Origin of the sequence: Vibrio sp. J2-4, from assembly GCF_021728155.1 — a bacterium.
GTDB lineage: Bacteria > Pseudomonadota > Gammaproteobacteria > Enterobacterales > Vibrionaceae > Vibrio > Vibrio diabolicus.
Genome location: NZ_JAKKCN010000001.1, coordinates 852,824 through 877,128 on the forward strand (window position 1 = coordinate 852,824; position 24,305 = coordinate 877,128).

Consider the following 24,305-nt stretch of genomic DNA (forward strand, 5'->3'; position numbering starts at 1 on the left):
TTTAAGGTGTCCTTATACAGCTAAGCTGCCTTGAATTTTGAGGGAAGATGCAGTTTCAAAATTTTCTTCAACCGAGTCAGGACTACGGAAACCATGCTTCCGGCAGTAATCGGTCATAATTTTTCGATCGTGCGGTAGTTTTTTTACCGAGAGCCAGAACTGCTCAACGGATTCTTGGGAAGGTCTGTCCACAGTCAATTCCTTAGTAGAGACATTAAACAGAACACGCATAAGCCAGAGCTGGCTAGGTGGGAGAGAGGTTGCAATGGGTGCGCTCTTTAATACCTCTAAAGAAAGTCTTGTGCTTGTTGGGACGTGTGTGTACTAGGGTAAATTGCGGTACCGGATAAAAATTAATACACAGATCTTAAAGACCGGTCCGATACCGCAATTTTGAAATGCCCCTAACGCGATTTATCAAGGCTCAGTCGGTTGTCACTATCAAAATCGACCGACCGTTAAGAGCATTTCAAAATGGCTCTCATAAGAAAGCCAAAGCCCGTTACTACTAGAGTACCTATGGGATAGGTCTAGTCACCTCACTATGTCGGGTGACCGTAGATTTACTTTCGTTACTCATCTATCAGCCCTTTGCTGATAGGTGCTCTCAAACGTTTTGTACCACCTAGTGGTCTCGCTCATCCGTTTAAGTGTTTCACGCCATCGAAAGCGGGGCGTATCAGTTTATTTTGGGTTTCCAACAGTTTTAAAGAGCCTCAAGGCATCGCCTTGGTATAATTAATATTCCATAATGGTATTTGAATGTAAATGCCAAAATGGAATTATTTTTGATGGTAGGATGAATTCTGAAATATGGGGGGCAGATTTTAGACAATAAAAAACCGCCACTAGGGCGGTTATCATCAAATTGGTGGGGGGATTACTCTGTGTAGATTCTATGCTCAGGTAAGTTTGACGTTAATCTTAGCATCAACCACTACACCTACAATCTTACAGTTACCATTAATTGGCAGTTTGGGGAATGATGGGTTTAACGGACTGAGAAACTTCTGTCCAGCGTCAATGATGAGTTGTTTGAATGTGGCTTCGTTAACATCATCAAGCTTGGCAACAACCAGTGACTTATTAACCGCTTCAACCTCAGGATCGACTAGAACGCGAACACCCGTAGGGAAACTAAGTGGTGAACCGGGCGGTGCGGTCATCGAATCGCCTTCAACTGTTAGCCAAAATGAACTTGAACTCGCTTTCTCAGTTGTTGCCAGCATTTGTGCGTCTTTAACGTTATACGGTTCGCAAGCTTCTCTCCATTGTCCCGCTTGCACCGAACTGATTAAAGGGAATAGCCCTTTGGTTTCAGGTTGGTCATCTATTGATTTTACATTAGCAAAACCATCAGGTGTAACAGAGCCGTCAGAAAGCAAAGTCATTTGACTAAGTCCGACGTGCTTCATCATTTCGGCAATCGTATCAAGGCTTGGTTCTCGCTTCTCGTTTAAGTAGCGAGCAATAGTTCCCTGAGCCACTCCCATTAATTCAGCAAGATCTGATTGGGTTATGCCTGAGGTCTTCATCCTGGATTTAACCAGTTCATTCCAATTTGTTTTCATTCGCTAATTATGCCACTGCGGTATTTTTTAAAAACAACCGTTATGGAATATATCGATTGCATGTGGAATTCCAAATTGGTATAAATGTCCTCATGTGACGGAGGACATATGAACCGAATTAAAGATTACCGTACCAATTTAGGAATAACTCAGCAGCAACTTGCTGATGAGCTAGGTGTTTATCAAGCAACAGTTAATCGATATGAAAAAGGGCGTAGCCCGAATCTAAAAACATGCTGGCAGATAATTAATGCTCTCTGCTCTTTGGGTGCTAAATGCAAGTTCCAAGATGTATTTCCAGATAATACAGCACCAAAGAAAACTGCATAACTACAAGGAGTTATTGATTATGTTAGTGAAGTTTGACTCGAAAAAAGAAGTGGTCAAAGAAATCATCAAGAAGACCAAGGGCGGTCGAGGTGCTTTAGCTGGCGCAATTGGTATGTCTGAAACCACCTTCAACAACAAGCTCTATGAACGAAACGGTTGCCGTTTTTTCGATGATGAAGATCTAGAAGCAATGGAAATCCACGCTGGTACCTACTTTCTGGCTCAATATCGCGCAGGCCAACGCGGTGGTTTGTTTGTTCCTATGGCGGAACTCGAACTTGACGCGGAAGAGCTTAGCGAAATCCAGATCAAAGAGATGGCTGCACTTGGTGAAGCGAATGTCGAGATTTGCCGAGCACTCGCAGATGACCAAATGATCGACAACAAAGAAGCGAAAGCTATTAAGTCAGCTGCTATTGAAGCAGCTGCACGAGTTATCGCGAGCAAGTTAGCTGCGATTCGAGTTTATGGGATGGACAAATGAAAAAAGGCGTAATTGATAAATCATTAATTCCCGTTTCTGAAATCGTAACAATCACTGCTCCAGTTCAAGTCGTCATCAGAGATGGAGAGTTTACGGTTAAAGAGTTAGTCGTGGCAGGAAAGACCGTTGATTGTTATCAGGGGCTTACGAATATATTGCTGGAAAAGCAGCGCGAGTTTGACCGCCATAAAAGTCAAACGCTTAACGATTGGTGAGAGGGTTGTTGGTTTTACCTCTAGGCGTATAAGAAAAGCGCAGCGTAGCGCTGGAAGTCAAGAATATGAGTAGACGAGCTACAGATTGGGCGTGGCGACAAGATATCAAGGCCACGATGAAGTTAATTCTTCTATCTCTTGCCGATCGAGCTGATGAGTATCATAGAGCATATCCGAGTGCGGAGCGTATAGAGCTCGATACTCGCTTAAACATCAAAACAATTCGTTCGAACCTAAAGGTAATGCAAGAGCTTGGGATCATTCGAGATTCTGGGAAAAGAAAGGGGTCAACGAATCAGGTTGTTGTATGGGAATTGTTAGGCATAGAAGACGATGTGAAGCATCAAGTCCCAAAATCATCAAGAACCACGAGCCCTGAAAAGAAGGTACCCGAAAATGGACACCTTCCGAAGGTACCCAAAATTGGACTTGAAAGGTACCCAAAAACGGATTTGAAAGGTACCCAAAATTGGGTAACAGAACCAGTCATAGAACCAACCATTGATCCTTTAAAAGATTTTATTCCAAGCAATGATGAATTGCTTGAAACCAGAAAACCTGAATCTGAATTTGAATTTCCAACGAATCGTCGTGGTGAGATTTATTCCGTGTACATGGAGGACATATTCGAGTTCAGAAAGCTGTATCCGTCTGTAGATGTTTATCAGGAATTTCGAAACATGCTTGGTTGGTTGAAATCTAATCCCACCAGACGCAAGACCAAAAGTGGAATCCCTAGATTTATCAATTCTTGGTTAGCCAAAGAGCAGAACAAGGGACGATGCAATAAAAACCTAGAGTCACCAGTTCAGCTTGACTGTACAGCCCAAATTGAGAACGAGATACGTCTAGCTGAATCTAAAGTAGCAGGTTTGCAGCAGAACATTATGCAGCATCAACAATGGAACATTCCTGGTGGCGATAAAGCTATTGTCAGTTTCCAAGCGGATATTGAAAAGTTAAAGAAATTCATCCAGCAACAACGACAAATCCGAGAGCGATTGCAGGGGGAGAGATGATCTACTACCTACCGAAGTTTTGGTATGCCGGTTCTAAAAAGTGGGGCATTCCATCTGATCTGCCGTTTATCGAGGGTAAGTTGCAACGCCTGAATATGGCAAATCAAAAAGTTGCTAGTGAACAATATGAGGATATCTACAAGCACTTTCACAATTGTGGAGAGTGGCGCAAAGCGCGTGAGTTAGCGAATCAGATGTTAAACGACATAGCGAATGATTATGGCATTACTCTCAAAGATTATGAGCAGATGACCGCGGCTAACGATGATGACTCTGAAAACACTCAGTTTCGTGTCGACTTGATGATAGAGAAAGCCAAAAAAGCTCAAAAGTTGGCGAAACCAAGAATTCACTTTAAGGAGTTGAAACGTGCGTAGTTGTTTAACTGTGAAGGCGAAAAAAGAAACGACAGAGATCATCGGTGCAATTGGTACTGGTGGTTATATTCAGTACGCAACACCTGAAATGCGCGAAAAGGCAGCTACGATGCGTGGACGCGTTGTGGCTATTAAGCCTAAGTCTAAAGCGAAAGCCCGTGTTTTGGATCACCACCGTAAGTTTTTTGCGTTGATACACCTAGGATTCGAGTATTGGTCTCCCGACGTAAGCCTAATCAGCGAACCAGAGTATTACATAGCACATGAAACTGCGAAGCAATTCTGTCAGTTGGCTGGACGAGAAGACATGTATGAAACACATGGTATTGAGATTGCCAACATCGTCTTATCGAAAATAAAAAAACAGCGAGAAAGTCACTGCGACCCAGAGGCTTACAAGTGTATTGAGAACTACCGATACCAAGTGATGATCGAAGCTGGTTATTTTGATTTAGAAATGCTCCCCAATGGTGGAACAGTAAAGCGGCCTTGGTCTATCGCTTTTGAGAACGCAGACCAAGAACAATTCGAAAAAATTTACAAAGGTTGTTTTAACGTCATATGGAACCAATCACTTTTTCAAGTATTTAACGACGAGCAAGAGATGCAAAACGCCGTATATCGCTTTATGGAGTTCGCATGATACGTCTGTTATTTGCCTTATTTACGGTGGTTAGTGCGATAGCAGTGGTATCGTCAGCATTCTTGCAATTCTGCTTTCTCTTCGCTGGGCGTGGCTTCCATTTCGATAGTTTGTTTCTCATCTACCTAACGGCTCTTTTTACTGGATTTGTGGGGCTGTGGCTGACAAATGAAAATTAAGAAATACGGGTGTCGAGTTCAAAAAGCTCAAGAACAATTTAACCGTTTTATCGTGTTACGCGATAGCGGAAAACCGTGTGCTAGCTGTGGACGCTACTTGCCTCTGTGTTGCGGCCACTTTCGTTCTGTAGGCGCAGCCCCTGAACTTAGATTCAATGAAGACAATGCCCATGGCCAGTGCTACGAATGCAACGGGAACAAATCGGGGAATTCGAAAGAGTACCGACGTGGACTTATCGAACGTATCGGACTATCTCGCTTAGAAACGTTAGAAAGTTATCACTCTCCGCAGAACTGGACGGTGTATGACCTATACGACATTGAGAAAGTCTACAAGGCCAAAGCTGACGTGATGAGTACTAATTTTGAGTATTTCTACGAGTCAGGTTAGTTCACACCAACATGTAATTGAAGTAATGGTATCAATATGAAAGATCAAGATTTAGAACGTACACGAGTACTGTTAAGAGGGTGGGGGAACTGGTCACACAACAATACTGGTTGTCATTGGTATACGCAGATGTGTGGGCTATCGAATGTCCTGCCTGTGACTCCAGACTTAAGATATAAGCTATGTGATGATGATGCTCTAGTCATTGATAAGTTGGTTGCTTGTATGATGGATGAGGAAAATCCAAGGCCAATGACATTTTTTGTTCTTCACTATGTCTATGGACTTAACAAAAGTGAGATTGCAAGAAGGGCGACAAGAGAAGACAAAAAGCAATGCACGGAAGGCAAGGTTCGCTCACTGTTGCTTTTAATGGAATCAATGGTTTGCGGAATGCTCATTCAGCGTGAACAAATGGGATTTAAGTTGCAGGTTGAGAATTAGTAACAATGTGTTGCTTGGTCGTTGTGAAGTACACAAGAGAGTTAATAGCCCAGATACGAAAAGAGGCCTGATATGGCCTCTTTGAATTTTAACTAAGCATAAAGTCATCTAACTCATTAGATGACTTTATTATTAGAGAGTCTGAGACGCCGTATGCTTTGGCTAACTTAACACTGCTATCAAGTAGGTTGTTGTTGAAATCGAAAGCTGCGGTAGTTAAATCTCCCAGTTTATCGAACTCTTTGTTGATACGTTCTAATGCTTGACGAGAAATAGCATCTAAATTTTTGGTGAATTCATCCATCATGCTGTTGAGTTCTTTAGCCAGTTGACTATTCGCTGAACCTGCCATATCTACAAACATTTTTCCAGCAATTGAACCAATAACAGCTCCTAGGACTGGGATAGGAATTATTGCTTGTCCTGCTGCTGTAAATACCCCAACCATCGCAGACTCAGAACAAACTACTAATCCCAAGTTCATATATTCGTCAAAAGTTATTTCTCCATTTATATACTGGTTAGTAAGTATACCTACCCCTTTTGACGCGGAAACGACGGCACTGGCAAAAGGAGCTGCCATCGAAGCGTAGTTTGTTAATCCATAGATTGCAGCCGAGGATACCGCACCAATAGCTGCCCCCTTGGATGTTTCCAGGCCTACTTCTTTCCAGTCATCTTGGTTAAAATCACCAGCAAAGACATTCTTACCAGATTTATACTTGTTGTAAATTTTAGACGCAAATGCAACTCCACCACCAACGGCACCGCCAGTGAGGGCTACTCTCCCCATCTCTTGAAAGGACGGTCCGTAATCTTGCTCAAGTTGGTCTTTTTGTCGCTCACTTTCTTTACGTAGATCTTCTTCATGCTTATTCAGAGTTTCATCGATGGCTCCGCGCTGAACTTCCGCGTAATCTGAAACTCCGGGTTGGACAACGGTATTAAACGGCTGACCAGTAACTTTCTCAATTTCAGAGACCTTCGCTTTTATTGCGTCAATGCTTCTTTGAGATAACCCATCAACGTCTTCACCTGACATGATTTTACTGATTAGCTCGTGTGTATCCTTCGGAATATGGTAGAACGAACCATCTCGACCAAAATTGGGATACTTATCCATGTGGTCTAATACATGCTTAAGGTTGTTGTTAGCGCCGTTGATAAATTTAGATTGTACTTCGGTGTTGTTCAGCAAATAATCGGCCGCACCAGTGCGCGATACGCTATCAATATCCGCAGGTAGATTATCTATACCTTCAAGAGCTGCCCTTGCGTTGCGTATCCCGACTTCTACTTGTTCTGCAATTTCACCATGTTTCGTTGCATCTGACCCCAAAATGCCTTCAGGGTTGCTGATAAAAGTCCGAACTTTATCAACTTGTTCCTGGGCCAGGTAAAAGGCTTCATTGACTTTGTCGATCTCCATGTCTTTCTCATAGAGACGAGTGTGGTTAACGTTATCGACTACTGCACCTAAAACTTGGTCTGTTAATGCGCTATTTCTAACAATACTCATAGTGAGTACCTACTTAACATTTTTGTTTAACAACTCAGACAAAGAGCGAATATGATTGATGAGTGCACCTAATGACATTTTGTTCTCTTCAGTAAATTGATTGTAATCTGAAGGTGCAGTGCTCTTCAAAGAGCTTAGAATGTGCTTCATACCTTGTGAGTGTTGTTTCGTCAACCCGATCAATAGCTTGATCTCTGTAGTGCTAACATCTAATTGAGCTGTATGTGCTTTGATTTCTTTTTCTTGCGCTTTTGCTTTTCTAGCGATTTCGCCATTTTTCTTTCGAGCTAGTAGACCACCACCAGCCAAAGCAGTTATGCCAATTCCCCAGCCAACTGGTCCTGCTAAAGCAAGCAATGCACTACCACCTGACATGCCACCGCCTCCAGCCACAAGCGCACCACCGCCAAGCCATGCTAACGCAGCGTTTGTTGCAGCAGCCCCGCTTAGTGACGCAATCGCGGTTCCTGTTGATGCTGTGCCAAAAGTAGTGGCAATCGCCATAGCAGCTGTTGGTGCAAAAGCAGCGACACCAGCACCGGCAGCAATACCAGCTCCAGCAGTTCCCCCAGCTTTGATGTTGGCGTCTGCTACTTCATCTTCTATTTGTTGAAGTACGTTCTTAAATTCTTTTACTTGGGCCTTATATTCACCAAAAGATTTTTCAAACTCTTTAGGTGAGTTAGCTAAGGTATTCACGAAACCTTCGCACTCAACAATTAACTCTGTACTACAATATTGTCGTAGCTCAAACAGCTCTACTGACGATTTTTGAACTGTTTTAACTGCTACTTTGTATCGACCGTCGGCGTGCTCTAAATCTTTGATAGCCTGCTTTTTGACGTCGTGATTAAACATATGAATATCCAGCCTTTATTTTCTGATTGGTAGTTAGAATCGGATTTCGAATTTACCACCTGTATTACATAAAAACTTTATGTTAGTTCCAATTATGTGCATTTGGTGGATTATTAAATCTTGCAAGCAAATCGGTTGAAGGTTTTGTATACAAAAACATTTTAGATTCAATGTTATGTGACGACGAAATCTAAAAGACCGCTCTAAAACCTGCTTTCACTACGGATGCTCTCGACACTATGTAGAAAAGATGTAGCCGTATTGTGGGTTGTGTATAGTTATGCGCTATTCGCAACCTAACTCCTCATTACTTTAAGTAACTTATTGATTAGTAATTGAGAATTAAAAAGAAAAAATGCACTATAGAGTGATGGGAAATGGCTTTCTACTGCATAGAAAGCGTTATGCCAATTTGGAGAAATAATGAGTTCAGTTGAATATGGTGCAATTAGCATCGACACATCAATATTTGATGGTAATGGTTTACGTATTGAGTCGGGGTTGTTTAAAAAGTTAGAGCAATTTAAACCTACCGATGTAGATGTTGTTCTTTCTGATATTGTTTATCAAGAAGTGGAGACGCATCTAAAGAAAAAAGTTAGTGACGCTAGATCTTCATTAGAGAAATCACTAAAAAGCACAAATGTGCATCTAAATGTGGATGAATCTGTTGTAATTGATGCAAAAGGCTTGTTATTGGCTAACTCCATCGATGAAGTAACAGCAATTCGATTACAATCTTTCGTGGAAAATACTGGATTACTAGTCATTGACTCAGAAGATCATCTTGACGTTAAATCATTAATCAGTGCTTACTTCCAAAATGAGCCTCCATTTGCACAAAGTGGCAACAAAAAAAATGAGTTTCCAGATGCAATCGCCCTTCTGACACTTGAAGCATGGGCTGAGGAAAATGATAAGAAAATAATCGCGGTCACCAGTGATAATGATTGGTTAAAGTATGCTGAAAACTCAGAATGGATTGATTGCACTCAAGACTTTGCTGAAGCATTGTCGATATTCCAACCAAAAACGGCGCCTTACACTTTCTTCACTTCGCTTGCGAAAACGCTGGTTGAGGAAAGCGACAGTCCTTTTTACTCGCAAATTGAAAAAAGTGCGACTAACTATACTGATGGTTTGGACCTTGATGTAGATGCTTGTTCAGGTTTTTTCTGGGAACAAAATGACATGGTTGAAGTGTCGTTTAACTCAATGGAGTTTGTATCAGACGGAGCTTCTCCAAGCTTACAACTAGTAGAAGTTGATTCTGAACAAGTTGTTGTACAAGCAATATTAAACATAGAGGCTGACGCCTCTTGTTCGTTTTCGTTATCGGTTCATGACTCCATTGATAAAGATTATGTATTTTTAGATGGATGCTCAGCTACCACTACATTTAATTACGAAACAGAGGCTCTAATCACTTTTTCTGGTGATTTTACAGATAGTGATGACTTTACCTCTGTTGAGATAACAGATATCGAGTTCTTGTCGTCACCATCGAGAGTTAATTTTGGTGAGCTAGAGCCTGACTTTTTGGGGTGAGTAAATTGGTATAACAAACTGTTTAAAAGTGATTCGTAACGCTTGGCATTTTTGCTCTGCGTTGTATTTACGGTGGTGTGGTTGAGTATCGTGATAGAGTTGCTCACACCTTAATGCTGCGTTATGTGAATGGGGTCAATCTTGAAAATATCAGTTGTTAAAAGTGGTCAGATTGAGGCTTACGAAGCTGAACTTAATGCTCATCTAAACTCCGTTTTTGGCCAAGATCCCATGTTCATTTTCAATCGAGAATTCGTCTGTGCAATTCTCATTGAAGATGATAATCAGATTATCGCTACTGGTTTTGCTTATAGCCGTTTAATGAAGCAGGACTCAATAAGCTTCAGAGGGGGAATAATTGGTGGTATTGCCATTACACCAAGTAAGCGTGGTTTGGGCTTAGCTAAAGTCATCGTGAAAGAACTCGATCGATGCTTAGTGTCTTTTGGGGTAACTCATTCTTTCCTCTTCGCTTATGAGCCAGATGTCTATCGAAGCTCAGGATATTCGGAGTTAGTTTTGCCTATCCATTACTTCGACGTGCAGCAGAATAAATGGAATCAGTTTGTCTACCGTGGAGGTATGGTTAAGTCTTTCGATGGCGGTCATACTTTAAGCGATCAACTCATTGAATTTAATGGTTGTGTATATTGAACACTCTGAAAAATACACACAACAAAGCGTTGCAGAGTTTGGCTCGCGTGGATTTTTAGTATGAGTTAAGTTCAATGTTTATCGCGCTGTGCGGGCGCTTTTGTATTGCGTGCCGGCACCTCTTAGCTCGGCCTTATGTACTTTGGAGAAAATATGGAAGTAGTTGCTACTGAAAAACACGTCTCAGAATATCCTAATCCGTTTTATTTGAAACCAGGTGATAGAGTAGCTCTCGGTGCAATTGACGACGAGTTTTCCAATTGGATCTTTATAACCTGTAGTGAAGGGATGCAGGGTTGGGCTCCAGTTCAATATATCGAAAAGATTGAAGGAACTTCAGAAGGTATTTTGCTTCAAGACTATGACAATGTTGAGCTCAATACAGTCATTGGTGAAAAGCTGTCAGTGTTGTTTGAACTCAATGAGTGGTATCGAGTTTCGAGGTCAACGGGTGAAATTGGTTGGGTACCAGCGCGCTCGGTACAACGTACATAACAAACAGTTCAAGAGGGAGGTTAGCAACGCGTGGAGTTTTGCTTATGCCGTAAGGTTGGTGTTGATATGTCATGCGGCGGTCTTCACTCGGAAATGTCCAGAAGTGAAGTGTGTAAGTATCAAATTGTTCATCATCTTATCTTTGCCAAAAGCGCTTGCTGATAGCAATATGCTCACTCATTGTTTGCTCTAGCAAAGTTTCCTTGCCAATTGAGCTCTCCTTTCCAAAAATATTATTAACTATCGGCTAAGGAGTGTTCAACGCTACAGTCTAACCTAAGTCATAACGCTAAAATTGACCTATAAGGAAGAACCAGAAGCGTTGTAACCACTCTTTAGCGTTCTATGAGCTTTGTGTTTTCAATTGGTGGTAATAAATGTAAGCGAGCCCTAAAGGTGCAACAAAAATAGCAGCTGCCCAGCAAAGAACCATCGTGAAAGCTTTTACAGTAAGCATCAATACTGCATTAACAAAGAAGACGTTGTTGCCCATCACAAACTCTACGATTCTTTCGTACACAAACCTTGAGTACGGGTACAACAAGGTATTAACAGTAAATACCGCTATTGTTGCGATGCTTAGATCCTGCCCATTCTTCGTTGCGGCACTGAAAAAAACAGCAGCAATCAACGCTCCGAAAATGTATTGTCTAACCAAGTACGACGTTTTGAGACCGCCAAAAGTACATTTTACAAATTCCTTCATTATTTCCTCTGCTTCCATGAAATAGTTGGATTAATCTTATACATCGCTATCTAAAACACGCTCAGCAGCTCTTCTTCAAACCGGAGTCCACGCAAGTCATAGTGGTCACATAAGCGTTTAAAAGATTCAGTGGCATACAGTCTTTGGCAACCTTCAAGTCGTGATTTAAATAGATATCGCTTCTCGATATCAGATTCTTCGAAATAAAGTGTTTCGTAACCATCTTCGATACCATCAAGATATTTCTTCACGCAAACAGATTCGTCTTCTTGGCCAAAGGAGAGGCAGTTAAAGACATAAACTTGTTCCTCACCGGCAGTTACCAATAGAAACTCACCTTCATTTTCTAAGATGGGTTTTAATATTTCGTAAGCACGATGGGACAGTACTAGGTATGTCATAGACCACAGCGACACATCAGGGATGTCAGCGTTGGTTCCTAAAACGTCATCGAATGAGGCGGATACATTTTTCCAAATATCTAGTAATGACGTGTTCTGAGAGCGCTGGCGGTGTATGGTCATTAGATGTTGTTTGCCTATGGCACCGAAGAGTTCCGTTGGACCTAATTGCAAAGCCTTGTAATCATGCGGCATCTCTTTCAATTGGTAGACGTTCATTATTCACCATTCCAGTTCGGGTTTTTGCTAGAAATCATACCTTCGGGGTAAGTAGAAGTTTTTAATTTAATTTTGATATTACGAAGACGGTTAATGAATACATCTTTTTTAAGAGAGTCATTGCTTAAATTTGTAACTATCCATGTTTCATAGTTATAGCGATGAACTTTTTTATGTGCTTCAGCATCTGGAGAACTCCAGTGTCCTTTGTCTTTCACATTTCGAGGCAACCAAACACCATTGGATGGGTCATTGATTCCAAGACCAAACGTATGAAGGTTGAGTCTTGCAAGCATCATTTCCATTTTTCGGAATTGCCCAGTTCCCATAATAATATGGTGAGGATCATGTCGTTTAGTTGGCTTGATTTCACCGATACTGGTTAGGTTTCTTGCCAAAACACGGGTAGGGTGATGAGGTTCATCCATTAAATCGTCTGGCGAAGTAGCTGCGCTTCGCTCTTGATATTCTGTAAGTTGTTTTTGTAATGATACCTGTGCGCTTAAGCTACGTCTCAAAGTTTTGAGGTGTTTCAAATCCTCTTGAGAAGCTTTTAAAGATTTAGGGTCGCTCTCATCCAAACTTTGATTATAAAGTTTAATAGCCGAAACCTCATATCGGTGTACAGCTAGTTCTAGTGCCGTTGGGTTTTTGGGACGTAGTGGTATAGAAAGTGGTTTGCCTCTAGGTTGCACAACATAATCTCCATTTACGATTGTGCGCTTACCATATGCACAACTACAGATAGCTTCAACGCGAATTAATTGATATTGAAATTAGCTCTCAAAAATGTCCTTGGTTGTTTATAACTCTATAGATGGCGGCTACTTGTGAGTGCATTAAGTTCTTTGAGAGCACACCTAAAGAAGCGAGTGCACATTACTCATTCAACATAATTGAAAGTTTTGAAAAATTGATTATGTTTTATATGGTCGGATGTGCATACATCTATGTCTTTAATGGTTGATTTGTCAATAATATTGTGGGGCTTCTATGTCTGGAAAATTTGAACTTTATAAAGATACAGCGGGAGAATATCGCTTTCGTTTAAAAGCAGGAAATGGACAAAATATCTTAGCTAGTGAGGGCTACACAACAAAATCAAGTTGTGAAAATGGCATTGATTCAGTGAAAAAGAATGCGCCTGACGATTCAAAATATGAAAGAAAACAAACTGTAGCTGGAAAATACATGTTCAACCTAAAAGCTGGTAACCATCAAGTGATAGGTACAAGCCAATCTTATGAAAGCGCAGCGTCTCGAGATAACGGTATTGAATCGGTAAAAACCAACGCACCAAACGCACCAACTGAAGACCTTACACAATAATTCTTTAATTAGTCGCTCGCGATGAGTTCCTTTTAATTATGTGAAAAGGGTATTCGTTACGAATTTTTCAGTCTATTGTGACAGCATGAGACTTCGCGACTCACTGTTGCAACATCTAAATTATCTTATAACCGCCCATTGTGGCGGTTTTTTTATGTCCAAAATAGAGTGTTCTAATGTTGAAATTTTTCTCGTCCCAAGCGGTATCGACGCGCATAAATGCAGTTTTGTTTCGGGGTGAAATGACAAAGGAGCAGTCATTGGGTTGTGAGCGCTATATGCTTGCTTACTTTTTACTGCGCTCTAAACGAATGCGTATTCCACTGAGTTACTTAGCCTACTCACTAGCTACTGTATATCACGAAACCGCATACAACATGCAGCCTGTCGAGGAGTATGGTAAAGGCGTTGGCCATGAGTATGGGATACCAGATCCAATAACAGGGCAAGCCTATTACGGGCGAGGTGATGTTCAGGTCACATGGAAATACAACTACGAACGTTTAAGCCGGTTGCTATTTAACATTTATACGTTAGAGCTGGGTGTCGACTTGGTGAATAACCCTAACTTACTGCTTACTCCAATCTACTCTGCACAAGCGACTTTAATTGGGATGGCCACCGGCTTGTTTACCGGCTCAAAGTATTCAGATTATTTAGACCAAGAAATTCCCGATTATGTAAACGCTCGTCGAATCATCAACGGAACTGACAGAGCCGAAACTATTGCCGGATACGCACATGATTTTGAGCGTGCCCTAAAACTCGCTTTTGGATTTTCACTGGATAGAACAACGGTAAGAAATGGTGCTCGCGGCGTGGATGTGCGAGAGCTACAACTAAACCTTGGCTTAAATGCTGACGGCATTTTCGGTAATGGTACCGAAGCAAGCGTTAAAGCGTTTCAAAACAAGTACGGCCTTTCCAATGATGGAATTGTCGGTAAAAACACATGGAAGAAAATTGAAGCAGTATTTTATTGGGGCGAAGCATGAAAACTTTAGCAGTGGTTGTGTTTGTACTACTCATCAATGGTTGCACATCGGTAGCCTATGTCGAGAACGGGGTAGTAAGTGGCTCGCAGTGCAAGAACACGGTAAAAATTGACGATAGTGGTTTGCGCGCTGTCAGTATGTGCTCGGGAGACAGTGAAGAGAAATGAGAGCGTTATTAATGTTAAGTGTTTTGTTAGCTGGTGGGTGTACTAGTTACCACGTAGAACAAAACAGTCGTAATGGAATGGCTTCATGTGGAGAGAAAGGGTCATCTGGAAACATCATTCTAAAGAAAGAGTGTAAAATCGAAGTTGATCCAAAAGCAGGGAAATAGCGATTTTTGAAGAGTACTTGTGCGTATTCAATAACTCCCCAAAAGCTTATAGAAAGTAGTATCTAGTTGTTTATTTCTATGCGCTTTTAGTTCAAAACGAATATCAAGCCCAAACGAAAAGCATCAAAAGTGCACTTTTCGGAAATCACGATTTGAGAAAAAGCCGTTTTGCTACTCCCACATCATGGGAGCGGCTGCGGCTTTTTTTAATTTTTATTTTTCTCATTTTTCACAAGAAAGAGCAAAAGCGCATTTAACGAAAATAAAGATTTTCTAAATTTGGAGATTTTCAGTGTCCAGACAGACGAAACGAACGAGGGCACGAGACAAGCGATTTTTTGAAGCATTAGAACAGGGAGCGACTATAGGCGAGGCTGCTAAAAACGCTGGTTACAATCGTCGCTCTATTTATCACTATTCTGAAAACGACCCTACGTTCGCTCAGCAGTTAGAAGACGCAAAAGCAGACTTAATTGAGAAGCTTGAAAAGGAAGCTGACCGAAGAGCCATTGATGGTGTCGTTGACTACAAATCACTAAAGGTTACTCAGGACGGAAAGACCATTAGCAAGATAGTCCCTATTCGCCGTTATTCAGATTCGCTGCTTCAATTTCGCCTTCGAAGACTGGACCCGAAAAATTATCGAGAGAATTACAAGGAAGATGATTTGCCAGATGATTTCGACGATTTAGAACTTGAGGACATTACTCAGGACTTGGGGAGTGCACTAAAAGCCTTTTTAGAAGTAGAGACTAACGATGAGTCAACAGATAACTCCTGAAGAAGTTGTAGAGATGTTGGCTAAGGTCGATGTTGACGGTCTGATAGGAAAGCTAGAAAGACGAAATAACAAAAAAGAGGCATTACACCTACGGAGAATGATAAAGGCGTTTTCTAAGAAAATGCTTTTAAAGACTAAAGAGAAATTTAGCATTCCTCCTATTTACCGAAAGATATTCGGTGATGAAGCTGCTAAGTACATCGTTTTAAAAGGTGGCCGCGGTTCTGGTAAAACCTTCGCAATTATCTGTTACATGCTTGAACAATCGTTTGAGGAAAAATACCGTGATTCGCTTTTTTTGGTTTTACGTGAAATCCAGACTTCAATTGAAGATTCCGTTCACTCAGTCGTTAGTGACTTAATCAAGCAGGCTGGTCTTGAACAATATTTCAAAATTACCCATAGCAAAATCATCAACAAACTAACGAATGTTGAATTTGCATTTACTGGCTTGCGCTCCACAGGCGGCAAAACATCCTTTAGCCAAGTAAACAAAATTAAGGGTAAGCATAAAGTGCGCATGGTCTTCATGGACGAAGCGCAGGATGCGTCACAAGATTCTCTTGATGTGCTTTTCCCTACAGTAAACCGTTCAGGCAATGTTTCGTTTACGTCTGAATATGAGCGCTTGTTGAGATTGGCATTTGGTGCGGAAGAGGTTGACTTAACAGAAGCTCGTTTCTTCTTCGCAATGAACCCTAACTTTGCAGAAGACCCGGTAATCACGAAAGTGCGATCATTTGGTGATCGCGCTGTCATTAAGCACATCAACATTTTCGATTTACCTAAACGCTACCAAGACACCCAATTACTTGAACAAGCAGAAAGGGAGAGAGGCGAGGTTACTTGGCCACACGTTTGGCTTGGTGAGCCTTCACCGAAAATTTCCGGCTACCCATTCGCAGAAACGCCGGTGGTTACAGCTGAGGAAGATGAAGAGCTGTTGCCGTGTGTTGCCTTTTTGGACCCTTCCTACAAAGGCGGCGACTTTACGGCTCTATCCTTCGTTTCCCAGACTCGCGGATACGTATTCGCGTGGGGATATTGCTTTCCTCATTCTTGGAACTCAGCGATTGACCAAATTGCCGAAAAAATCAATTCGTTTCCGGTTGTTGAGTTTTATTACGAGGACAACGGAGTCGGGACTGCACCTCAGGATTATTTCTCCGTTCGTGGCATTGATGCCATACCACGTACAACGCTAGGTAATAAGCACGACAGGATATTTCGTGTCGGAGCGTTTTTGAACTTAATGCGTTTGCGCCTTGTTGAAAACTGGTCAAATCAAGAATGGCTCACCCAACACAAGAAATTTAATAAAGACGCTGAGCATGATGATGCACCGGACGCTACAACAAACTGCGCCGTAAGAAGCGGTATTGTTTCAGACAAGATCAAAATAAGAGGTAGACACTAATGGGCATATTTGACGAGCCAGAAGATAAAGCTGGTGGTTCTGAGTCGCCTCCTGACAAAAAACAGGATTTTGAAAAATATTACCAGTTCCTTCGCGCCAAAGACCCACGATTGCTCCCGGTTATTACTGAATTTGACCCGTTCTCATTGGCAAGAGAGCGATATATTGAAATAGCTATTCGAGAGCTCTATTCGCGCATTATGTATGTGACGTTAGAAATTGTCGCAATACCAGATGAGATAGGAAGCTCGGATTTTTCAAAAACGATTTACGATTCTCACTCACCAAAACTACAGCGTGGTTTGATGTATTACGTCATTGAGGCTATGTCGGAGGAGAGCAAGGTTGTGCTTCGTAAGCGGCCAATCCACGGTCGTGAGCACGCTTTCTATTTCGAAGAGCGCACGTATACCGTTTTCTCTAAAAAAGTAAATAAGCTCGATTTTGTTGAGTTGGATTTTGAAGAATTCCATCGGACAGAATTGTTAGAGGCCTATTTCGGAATGGTGTTTGATGCCATCGTTGGTGCAGCAAAGCTAATACGTGTTGGCGGGGCTGTACTTCTGAAGATTAGTGATTTGAGCGAACTCATTTCAGACAAAGAGGTGCTAACGGCAGTCGAAACGCAAATCAATAAAATCAACGATGCGCTTAAGAAAAGCAGTGTGGCGTACATTGATGCTCAATCGGCTTTAGAAATGCCAAAGGTCGATGTTAAGCCAGTAAAAGAGCAGCTTGAGTACGCTTACTCTCTAATCTGTAACGCAACAGGCCGTCCAATGTCATTTATTAACGGTCAGTTGGTCGGTTCCCTTAATTCAACGGGTGACGGTGACCGCAAGCAAAACCGCTTGGCTTCAGTACGTGATTTTAACGAGGTACTAAGGGGCGTATTTGAATCGGTCTTTGGTGCCGACTTTATGATTAAGCCCGACATTGAACAATTGCCAGAAATATCCAACTTCTTAAATTCAATCGAAATGAGCTCGCTTTTCACTGACGGCGAAAAGCGAAAAATGGTTGAAACCGTTCTACCCATTGCCGAGCTAGGAATTAGCAAAAATTAGTAAGGGGACAGCATGTATCTGTATCCCTACACAATGGCTGAAAACCTACTTGATTGGTTTGGGATTAACTTTGAGCGTATTTACAACGAGCATGGAGGAATGCAGCGTGAACAGCTAAAACTCATCAATAAATATTCAATTCTCATGGACGCCAAGTCCAACGCCTACATGACGATCAAAAGGCTGGAAAAATCCAAAAACAAATCAAACTTGGATTTCGCAGCAAACATCAAAAACACAATGACTGGCACGCTCAGCAGCGAGATTGTTCAAACCCTCTCAAGCTCAGAACACGCCGACGAAATCATTATTGAGTGGCAACCATCTTCAGCAGAAGAGGAACGCGCCACGCACGCTCTGCACTACGGTAAACGCATGACCATTAAACAGGCTGAAAAATTAGGGCTTGGGGTTGAGTACAACTGTCAGTGTGGAATGAAGATTACATCTGGGCAATCTCACGCTCAGCAAATTGTTAATAAAATCAACCGAGGTAAAGCAGCATGAATTTACATCAATTACTTGCACTACTATTGGCCGGCGGTAATCAAAACCAATTTAGCAACGAACAACAAAACCCACTAATCGCGCTTTTGAGTGGTAATCAACAACAGGATCCAACGGAGCAATTAATTGCGTTATTAAGTGGTGCTACTGGTCAGCAGCAAAATGCGATTAATCCGAAACTGTTACAGCTCTTGAGTGGTGGTCAGCAACCAAATGACGCGAATGCGCAATTATTGCAGTTATTGGCTGGTGGTAAGCCACAACAACCTAAAGATGATGCATCAGAGTTGCTTTTGCAATTATTGACCGGAGGTCAACAGCAGCAGCCTAATGTTACGCCTGATGTCAATAAACTGCTTGAACTGTGGGGTGGCAAGCCAACGGCTGGGAATGAAGATGATGACATTCTTGCAAAACTTCAGCAACGCCTAGAAAAGCAGAATGAAGAAGAGAACACAGAGGCGGACTTAACTGACGCTATCAAGTTCAACCTTGAATTCGACAAGTTCATGGAAGATAACTCTGAAATGTTTCCTGATTGGTTTGATATTAAGGAAGTCAAAGAAGACGTTGAAAAATGGGCTAAGACACCGGCTGAACGCGCTCAGGGTCTTGCGGCTGCCACGGTTCGCGCCTTTTTCAAAAATGAAAAAATGCTCGATTTATTAGAAGAGCGTGACCGCAATACGGTTAAAGAAAAAATCATCAAAGACGGTATTAAGTCTCACGAAATTGATCGCAAGCTTGCATGGCCTTTGATTGAACGATCAATGTTTAACAAAGGCAAGCTGGAAGAAGGTGGTCGTGAAGTCTCTGTCACAAAAGATAGTGAAGCCATGAAGGACTACGGCTCCATTTTCGAAATGGGCCAACAGGCAAACAACGCCGAATCTGCGTAAACGAAAACTCAATTCGTACATTTAAATCAAAATAATCAATTCTAGAAATAAGGAGATCATCATGGCTCGTGAAATTCCGTTAGGTGCAACTCGTTACGCTGGTAATAGTGACGTCGTTTCCCCTTGTGCGTTTGAAGGTGATTTGGTTGCTGGCGTTGCGCTTTCCTCTGTAGCCGTTAATGGTGAGCAACCTAAAGTAGCTCTGTTTAATGGATCTGCGTTTGCTGGGTTCGCAGTCCACGACCTTTGTAACATCCGTAAGGTAACGGGTGTTGTTGAACAAGGTAAGGGCATTCCTGTTCGTGTAAAAGATGGTGTAACGCTAGCGGCTGGTAATGGCTTTGCCGTTGATAATGCCACTGGCGAAGTGGTACCGATCGGCACCGCTGACTCGACAGCTATCATGGGTAAAATTGACGAACTAGACATTAACGGTTTGGATGAAAATTGCGAAATCGTTGAGGGCTGCGTTTTAGTGACACTTTATGGTGGTTCTGCTCCTGCGGGTTCTGATGGCGCAGCTGGCGTAACGAGTGTAAATGGCAAAACGGGTGACGTAACACTAGTTCCTGCTGATATTGGTGGTGTGGAAGAAGCACCTGCGGATGGCACGCCTTACGAACGCCAAGACGCGGGCTGGGTTGCGGCTTCGGCTCCAGCCGGTGCGCCAACGCCAGAAAGTGCGGATTCTAAAACAGTTTCTCGCTCTACAGCGAAAAAATAATTGGTGCCAAACTCACACTATGCAGAGTAAGGCCAAAATTAATTTGATACCAAAAGGGCTTAGCCAGGATGACCGGCAAGCCCTTTTTTGATACCAGAAGGAAATCAAGATATGGCAACTAACGTTGTATGTAAATCAAAGGTCGAGCGTCGCTACAATGCAAAAATCATGGGTAGCAACAAGCGCACATACGTACCTTATACCGCTAATCTCGCAGGCACTGATGAAGATTACTCAGACGGTAAATTGCAACAGGCAACAGTAATTCACATTAACTATGATGTGACTGGTAAGTTCCCAGACGATAAGTTTGCTGAGGCATTAACGCCATCAACCACTGAACTGGCTCAAGCGCATGCAAAAGAGGTTGAGTTCTCTTACCATCGTCAACCTACTCACATTGAATTTCGCTTGTCTAGCATGCAGAACGTCAATGACGTAAACATCAATGCGGGTCTTTTAAACCGCCTATTGATGCAATACGACTATGAGCACTTCCACGGCAAACACGGTAACAGTGGCATGATGCAAAATAAAAATGCCATTGAGTATGATGAAGCAGTAGTAACCGTATCGGATATTTCTGGCGTACTAACGGTGATTAACGCCATTTACGAAGAGCAAGCCAAAGCTCTTGGCCTAGGCGAAGCCGATCACGTAAACATGACTTTAAGTTACACATCAGATATTGCAGCAATTATGCGCAAGCCGATCACGTCGTCTGGTGGTGACGTGGTGACGGGCAAGTCTGCGGTGCAACGAGCTTATGAGAACGTGAAAATGTTAGAGGTTCCATCCATTCTAGGGACTAGCTCTCATATTTCATTGACTTACCGACCTGCGGTAAATAACCACCATGGTTCAGTACCCGGTATTTACTCAAAAGAATCTGGCGATCACGGTTTGGTTCAGAAAAGCTTATTTACTTATGAAAGTGCAGCTAACGAGCTTGAGGCCAAAGGTTCTTACGTTTACCAGCTCACTGAAACGGCAGCGTCTCGCGCTTTGAAAGAGCGTGCGAAAGAAGCAAATAAATAACCGGTCAAAGTAGGGGCTCATTGTTGAGTCCCTTTTCTTTTGGAGAGAATGATGATTTCCGAAGATTCACAAATTCTCATCGACACAATACTTCGAAACTGCGGATCAGAAGCAATGCTTCAGGATGAGATTGATTTTGCCAACGCTATCAATGCAAATCCAGAAGGTGAATGTGAGTGCTATCAGTTTTCACAAAAGGTGCTAATTGAACGAGTTTCTCAAGATAGCAATAAACGTTTCACTCTGGTTCGCTTAAAGGCGCTGGCAGAGGCTAACGGGTGCTCTCTTTCTGATAAACAGCCTGTTGTGAAACCTGCCCGAATTCCAATCATTGGCGGAGGGTTTTAATGTTCACGTTAGACATTGAACTGGATTTCACCAATTTAGAAAAAGAGATGAAAAACTTTAATTCCCACCATATTCGAATTGGCGTTTTAGACAAAAGCAAAACGGCAAGAATGGCTGACCACGAAAAACCACTTAAATCGTTTCAAGGAAAGCAAGCGTCTCGGGTTAAGACAGGTACCCAAGGTAAGACCAACCTAAAAATGACCAAACTTGCCGAATACATGGACACCCGTTACGGGGTTTTCTCAAAAGCGGAAAGTCATTTTCAAAACCAAGATGTTATCCGAGTCACCAACGAACTGATAAGGCTATTCAATGCTGGCTCAGTAAGCCCTGAAATGATTCGTCGTATTGAGAGCGCAGCCCGCGCTTTAGTGCGCAACCCGATCATGCGAAAAGACTATGGCAGCAACGCTCGAACAACGATTAAGGGCGGGACCGGTTACAACGGATACAACGTTCAAGGTAAAGGTTTTGACTGGCCTATGGTCGATACTGGCTCATTCTTTAACTCGATAAAGGCTCAGTATGTTTAGAAAAGCTCTACATGATGAGATCCGCAATATTTTCGGTCTGAAGGCGGTTGATTGGGCTGGGGCGTTACATGACGGTGCTGACATTGTTTATGTCGAATACCTAAGTGTGCGTGAGCAGTACTTCTCTGAATCACACATTCGCTTTTTTGGGATCATTCGATTGTCGCTCGCTGATATGGGGCGAGATAAGCCTGTTTTTGGCGTCCTAGGTAGCAAGTTTGATCGCTACAAAAAGCGCAGTGGCAGTAAAACCTCACTGGCTTCAGTAAATATGGAAGCCTCATCCGATTGGCTCTCTGTTGGCGTCCTTTCAGTGGCTAAAGAATTTCACTTTGCGTGCGAAATCGAGTTCGACAAAACACGCGAAAAAATCAAACATTTTAAGTGGATAGACTATGAGTAATACACTTGTTTTCGATTATGCGGTGAGCATCAGCGAAGCTCAATCCGCTACAGAGGCCGACTACAGTTTTTTGTATAAATGCCTAGTTATGGTTACTGGTAGTTACACGCCACCAGCGGAAGAGGGCGAGGAAGCCCCAGTAAAAACCAGTAAAAAATCAGCCAAGGCAACACGCGATATTATTGACCCTGCGTTGTACAAAGTAGTGCCAATTTATGATCCGACGCTTATTGCCAATTACACGGAAAATACAGAAGTTCAATACTTGATGACTGGTGGCTTGGAGAAATTCTATTTGCTAATTCTTGCAGATGAAGTTGATCCAGAAAGCACAGATGCAATCGACTTTGATCCGACCGATTACTTTACGCTTTGCTTTTCTAAAGAGATTGATATTGCCACGGCGCAAACTATCGACTTTACGGATTTTGACGGCGTGAGAGCTTACGCCACCAGCGACGAAGCATTGGCTGAACAAATCGCGATGAAAGATACCGTCTTTCTTGATGATGCGGGTTCATACACTGGATGCTATGAAGCGTTTGGTCGATTACTGTCACAAGCTTACTGGCGAAATTGCCAATACTACGTGCTTGATTCATCCAATCCTGCGTCAGTAGTGTTTACTGTAGGCAAAGCCGACGATTTGTTTAACAAGCGTATTTCTTTCTTCTTGAATGGCTCTGATGGGCCGACTTTAGGCTTCTTTGGTAATGGTGGTTCCGCAATTACTAAAGCTTACATCGACCGTCAAGCACAGCTAAAAACACAAGAGGCGATCACCTCTTACATTCAAACCAACGAACCGAACAATACAGCCGTTCAGCGAGTAAACATTGAAGAGGCCGCGTCCGAAGTTATCGAGACTTACGAAGGCTTCCCATATTTCTACTTAGATCCTGATGCAAATAACTACATTTCCATCGTCAAATCTGATGAGCAATATGTGGTTGGTGGTAAAGCAGAAGTGAAAGACGCTGAACCTATTTGGCGTGCAAGAATTGAAGTAACGGAGGCTCAATAATGGCTGGCAGCAATTTTCGAATTGGGGAAATGGAAACTACCGTTGTTTATGACGGTGAGGAATACAGCTATATCTCGGTGATTGAGCTTGGACGAAACAACCAAAAGGTAGTGCAGATGTTTTGCGATCCTAATGGTTATGGTGACGGTGAAATTGTCGGTACCGGATTAACTCAGCCTATCGAGCTATCAGTAAAGCTTCGAAACGTATCTCAACAGCATTTGGAGCTTTACGTAAAATTGTTCTTAGGCGAAGAGCGTTTTCAGTTCACATCGTACAACAAGAAAAACGGACGAACTCTTGTTTCCAAGCAATGTATTTTGAAAAACGATCCTCGCAATGGCACGGCTAATGAATCCGAATCTACGTTAGACGTTGAATTGACTATTCAAGTCGCGCCTAAAAACTTCAAAGACGAATTTAAAGCGGTGGCGTAATGATAGCTAAATTTAAAGGGTCAAAAGCATGGAATGCTTATATGGCTTATTTAGGGTTCATTCTTCACCTTCCACGCGCTAGAACCATGCGCATTCAAGGGCTTGTCGATCACGACCAAGCAAAACAGTATTTCACTTCGCTGGATGCAGAAAACAAGAAAACGGTCATCATGGATTTAATGGAATTTCAGCGAATTGACTATTACGACATGATGGCGCTGGTGGCTGTCCATGAAAATAAACATGGTATGTCAATCGACGCTTCGAGCATCGACAACTACGAGTTGCCAGAACTTGCAGAAATGGTGTTGGAAACTTTGGTTAAGTGCTCGACGCTAAAAGACGCAGGGCTTTTTTTCTAAGCCCTACCGAACTTGAGGAACTTGCTAAGTTCCGAGTCGCTGGTGATGGGT

The 24,305-nt window shown here is 42.4% G+C and carries 34 protein-coding genes; 27 read left to right on the forward strand and 7 right to left on the reverse strand.

The annotated features are described in order from the left end of the window. Window positions 1-12: 12 nt before the first annotated feature. On the reverse strand, window positions 13-192 hold the full coding sequence (locus L3V32_RS03830; protein ID WP_127463331.1) for a hypothetical protein: 180 nt from the start codon (window positions 190-192) through the stop codon (window positions 13-15). A gap of 710 nt (window positions 193-902) precedes the next feature. Then, a complete protein-coding gene (locus L3V32_RS03835) occupies window positions 903-1,571 on the reverse strand; it encodes a LexA family transcriptional regulator (RefSeq protein ID WP_024702645.1) in 669 nt (222 codons plus the stop codon). Between the two features lie 108 nt (window positions 1,572-1,679). Here L3V32_RS03835 and L3V32_RS03840 point away from each other — a divergent pair, with 108 nt between their 5' ends. From L3V32_RS03840 to L3V32_RS03875, 8 genes are all read left to right on the forward strand, one after another. After that, a complete protein-coding gene (locus L3V32_RS03840; RefSeq protein ID WP_021486590.1) occupies window positions 1,680-1,901 on the forward strand; it encodes a helix-turn-helix transcriptional regulator in 222 nt (73 codons plus the stop codon). Window positions 1,902-1,920: 19 nt separating this feature from the next. Then, on the forward strand, window positions 1,921-2,385 hold the full coding sequence (locus L3V32_RS03845) for a YmfL family putative regulatory protein (protein ID WP_025526421.1): 465 nt from the start codon (window positions 1,921-1,923) through the stop codon (window positions 2,383-2,385). Then, the gene (locus L3V32_RS03850) at window positions 2,382-2,600 is read left to right on the forward strand and encodes a hypothetical protein (RefSeq protein ID WP_005495414.1); all 219 of its coding nucleotides are present in this window, start codon (window positions 2,382-2,384) and stop codon (window positions 2,598-2,600) included. Before L3V32_RS03845 ends, L3V32_RS03850 begins: the two co-directional genes overlap by 4 nt. Window positions 2,601-2,665: 65 nt before the next feature. Then, window positions 2,666-3,619, forward strand: coding sequence for a helix-turn-helix domain-containing protein (locus tag L3V32_RS03855; RefSeq protein WP_237283832.1), 954 nt, complete (start codon window positions 2,666-2,668; stop codon window positions 3,617-3,619). Then, window positions 3,616-3,996, forward strand: a complete 381-nt coding sequence (locus tag L3V32_RS03860) for a hypothetical protein (protein WP_065766470.1) — start codon at window positions 3,616-3,618, stop codon at window positions 3,994-3,996. Before L3V32_RS03855 ends, L3V32_RS03860 begins: the two co-directional genes overlap by 4 nt. Next, window positions 3,989-4,639 carry a DUF1367 family protein gene (locus tag L3V32_RS03865; protein ID WP_065766468.1) on the forward strand — a complete coding sequence of 217 codons (651 nt, stop codon included), beginning with the start codon at window positions 3,989-3,991 and terminating at the stop codon, window positions 4,637-4,639. Before L3V32_RS03860 ends, L3V32_RS03865 begins: the two co-directional genes overlap by 8 nt. Window positions 4,640-4,807: 168 nt before the next feature. Beyond that, window positions 4,808-5,209, forward strand: a complete 402-nt coding sequence (locus tag L3V32_RS03870; protein WP_203480291.1) for a recombination protein NinG — start codon at window positions 4,808-4,810, stop codon at window positions 5,207-5,209. A 36-nt stretch (window positions 5,210-5,245) separates the two neighbouring features. Further along, window positions 5,246-5,653: an antiterminator Q family protein gene (locus L3V32_RS03875; RefSeq protein WP_025526414.1), complete on the forward strand. Its 408-nt coding sequence runs from the start codon at window positions 5,246-5,248 to the stop codon at window positions 5,651-5,653. 88 nt (window positions 5,654-5,741) lie between these two features. Here L3V32_RS03875 and L3V32_RS03880 read toward each other — a convergent pair whose 3' ends face one another. Continuing rightward, window positions 5,742-7,172: a hypothetical protein gene (locus L3V32_RS03880; protein WP_115206455.1), complete on the reverse strand. Its 1,431-nt coding sequence runs from the start codon at window positions 7,170-7,172 to the stop codon at window positions 5,742-5,744. A 9-nt stretch (window positions 7,173-7,181) separates the two neighbouring features. After that, complete coding sequence (locus tag L3V32_RS03885) at window positions 7,182-8,030, reverse strand: hypothetical protein (protein ID WP_031855940.1); 849 nt, start codon at window positions 8,028-8,030, stop codon at window positions 7,182-7,184. Window positions 8,031-8,453: 423 nt separating this feature from the next. On the opposite strand from L3V32_RS03885, the gene L3V32_RS03890 reads away from it, so the two are divergent. From L3V32_RS03890 to L3V32_RS03905, 3 genes are all read left to right on the forward strand, one after another. Next, window positions 8,454-9,578, forward strand: coding sequence for a PIN domain-containing protein (locus L3V32_RS03890; protein ID WP_237283833.1), 1,125 nt, complete (start codon window positions 8,454-8,456; stop codon window positions 9,576-9,578). 141 nt (window positions 9,579-9,719) lie between these two features. Then, window positions 9,720-10,232 carry a GNAT family N-acetyltransferase gene (locus L3V32_RS03900; RefSeq protein WP_237283834.1) on the forward strand — a complete coding sequence of 171 codons (513 nt, stop codon included), beginning with the start codon at window positions 9,720-9,722 and terminating at the stop codon, window positions 10,230-10,232. A gap of 153 nt (window positions 10,233-10,385) precedes the next feature. Continuing rightward, window positions 10,386-10,727 carry an SH3 domain-containing protein gene (locus L3V32_RS03905; RefSeq protein WP_203480283.1) on the forward strand — a complete coding sequence of 114 codons (342 nt, stop codon included), beginning with the start codon at window positions 10,386-10,388 and terminating at the stop codon, window positions 10,725-10,727. Window positions 10,728-11,070: 343 nt separating this feature from the next. Here the strand turns inward: L3V32_RS03905 and L3V32_RS03910 are convergent, their stop codons facing one another. The 3 genes from L3V32_RS03910 to L3V32_RS26215 are packed head-to-tail and all read right to left on the reverse strand — an operon-like array spanning window position 11,071 to window position 12,748. Then, window positions 11,071-11,433, reverse strand: coding sequence for a hypothetical protein (locus L3V32_RS03910; RefSeq protein ID WP_229617336.1), 363 nt, complete (start codon window positions 11,431-11,433; stop codon window positions 11,071-11,073). Window positions 11,434-11,483: 50 nt separating this feature from the next. Further along, the gene (locus L3V32_RS03915; protein WP_043037417.1) at window positions 11,484-12,053 is read right to left on the reverse strand and encodes a hypothetical protein; all 570 of its coding nucleotides are present in this window, start codon (window positions 12,051-12,053) and stop codon (window positions 11,484-11,486) included. Then, entirely contained in the window at window positions 12,053-12,748 is a 696-nt protein-coding gene (locus tag L3V32_RS26215; protein WP_203480281.1) for an AHH domain-containing protein, read from the reverse strand. Before L3V32_RS26215 ends, L3V32_RS03915 begins: the two co-directional genes overlap by 1 nt. A gap of 298 nt (window positions 12,749-13,046) precedes the next feature. Between L3V32_RS26215 and L3V32_RS03925 the strand changes: the two genes are divergently transcribed. The 16 genes from L3V32_RS03925 (at window position 13,047) to L3V32_RS04000 (ending at window position 24,254) form a co-directional block, all read left to right on the forward strand. Further along, a complete protein-coding gene (locus L3V32_RS03925) occupies window positions 13,047-13,382 on the forward strand; it encodes a YegP family protein (RefSeq protein ID WP_021454216.1) in 336 nt (111 codons plus the stop codon). A 176-nt stretch (window positions 13,383-13,558) separates the two neighbouring features. Continuing rightward, window positions 13,559-14,377 carry a peptidoglycan-binding protein gene (locus L3V32_RS03930; protein ID WP_237283835.1) on the forward strand — a complete coding sequence of 273 codons (819 nt, stop codon included), beginning with the start codon at window positions 13,559-13,561 and terminating at the stop codon, window positions 14,375-14,377. After that, window positions 14,374-14,544 carry a hypothetical protein gene (locus L3V32_RS03935; protein ID WP_203480276.1) on the forward strand — a complete coding sequence of 57 codons (171 nt, stop codon included), beginning with the start codon at window positions 14,374-14,376 and terminating at the stop codon, window positions 14,542-14,544. Before L3V32_RS03930 ends, L3V32_RS03935 begins: the two co-directional genes overlap by 4 nt. Window positions 14,545-15,003: 459 nt before the next feature. Further along, entirely contained in the window at window positions 15,004-15,492 is a 489-nt protein-coding gene (locus L3V32_RS03940; RefSeq protein ID WP_021453976.1) for a hypothetical protein, read from the forward strand. Next, window positions 15,470-16,909, forward strand: coding sequence for a phage terminase large subunit (locus L3V32_RS03945; RefSeq protein ID WP_237283836.1), 1,440 nt, complete (start codon window positions 15,470-15,472; stop codon window positions 16,907-16,909). The genes L3V32_RS03940 and L3V32_RS03945 overlap by 23 nt, the downstream gene beginning before the upstream one ends. Further along, window positions 16,909-17,976 (forward strand): DUF1073 domain-containing protein, encoded by a 1,068-nt coding sequence (locus tag L3V32_RS03950; RefSeq protein WP_140296833.1) that lies wholly within the window; start codon window positions 16,909-16,911, stop codon window positions 17,974-17,976. Before L3V32_RS03945 ends, L3V32_RS03950 begins: the two co-directional genes overlap by 1 nt. Before the next feature lie 12 nt (window positions 17,977-17,988). Beyond that, window positions 17,989-18,483, forward strand: coding sequence for a hypothetical protein (locus tag L3V32_RS03955; RefSeq protein ID WP_021453511.1), 495 nt, complete (start codon window positions 17,989-17,991; stop codon window positions 18,481-18,483). Beyond that, on the forward strand, window positions 18,480-19,382 hold the full coding sequence (locus tag L3V32_RS03960; protein WP_131169397.1) for a hypothetical protein: 903 nt from the start codon (window positions 18,480-18,482) through the stop codon (window positions 19,380-19,382). Before L3V32_RS03955 ends, L3V32_RS03960 begins: the two co-directional genes overlap by 4 nt. Before the next feature lie 61 nt (window positions 19,383-19,443). Then, entirely contained in the window at window positions 19,444-20,106 is a 663-nt protein-coding gene (locus L3V32_RS03965; protein ID WP_237283837.1) for a hypothetical protein, read from the forward strand. Window positions 20,107-20,217: 111 nt separating this feature from the next. Beyond that, window positions 20,218-21,144, forward strand: coding sequence for a hypothetical protein (locus L3V32_RS03970; protein WP_203515855.1), 927 nt, complete (start codon window positions 20,218-20,220; stop codon window positions 21,142-21,144). Between the two features lie 48 nt (window positions 21,145-21,192). Further along, window positions 21,193-21,492: a hypothetical protein gene (locus tag L3V32_RS03975; RefSeq protein ID WP_139832014.1), complete on the forward strand. Its 300-nt coding sequence runs from the start codon at window positions 21,193-21,195 to the stop codon at window positions 21,490-21,492. Further along, a complete protein-coding gene (locus tag L3V32_RS03980; RefSeq protein ID WP_237283838.1) occupies window positions 21,492-22,028 on the forward strand; it encodes a hypothetical protein in 537 nt (178 codons plus the stop codon). Before L3V32_RS03975 ends, L3V32_RS03980 begins: the two co-directional genes overlap by 1 nt. Continuing rightward, window positions 22,021-22,431, forward strand: a complete 411-nt coding sequence (locus L3V32_RS03985) for a hypothetical protein (protein ID WP_021454039.1) — start codon at window positions 22,021-22,023, stop codon at window positions 22,429-22,431. The genes L3V32_RS03980 and L3V32_RS03985 overlap by 8 nt, the downstream gene beginning before the upstream one ends. Further along, window positions 22,424-23,455: a hypothetical protein gene (locus tag L3V32_RS03990; protein WP_024701088.1), complete on the forward strand. Its 1,032-nt coding sequence runs from the start codon at window positions 22,424-22,426 to the stop codon at window positions 23,453-23,455. Before L3V32_RS03985 ends, L3V32_RS03990 begins: the two co-directional genes overlap by 8 nt. Further along, window positions 23,455-23,892 carry a hypothetical protein gene (locus L3V32_RS03995; RefSeq protein WP_005495347.1) on the forward strand — a complete coding sequence of 146 codons (438 nt, stop codon included), beginning with the start codon at window positions 23,455-23,457 and terminating at the stop codon, window positions 23,890-23,892. The genes L3V32_RS03990 and L3V32_RS03995 overlap by 1 nt, the downstream gene beginning before the upstream one ends. After that, complete coding sequence (locus L3V32_RS04000) at window positions 23,892-24,254, forward strand: hypothetical protein (RefSeq protein WP_031819766.1); 363 nt, start codon at window positions 23,892-23,894, stop codon at window positions 24,252-24,254. Before L3V32_RS03995 ends, L3V32_RS04000 begins: the two co-directional genes overlap by 1 nt. Window positions 24,255-24,305: the final 51 nt, after the last annotated feature.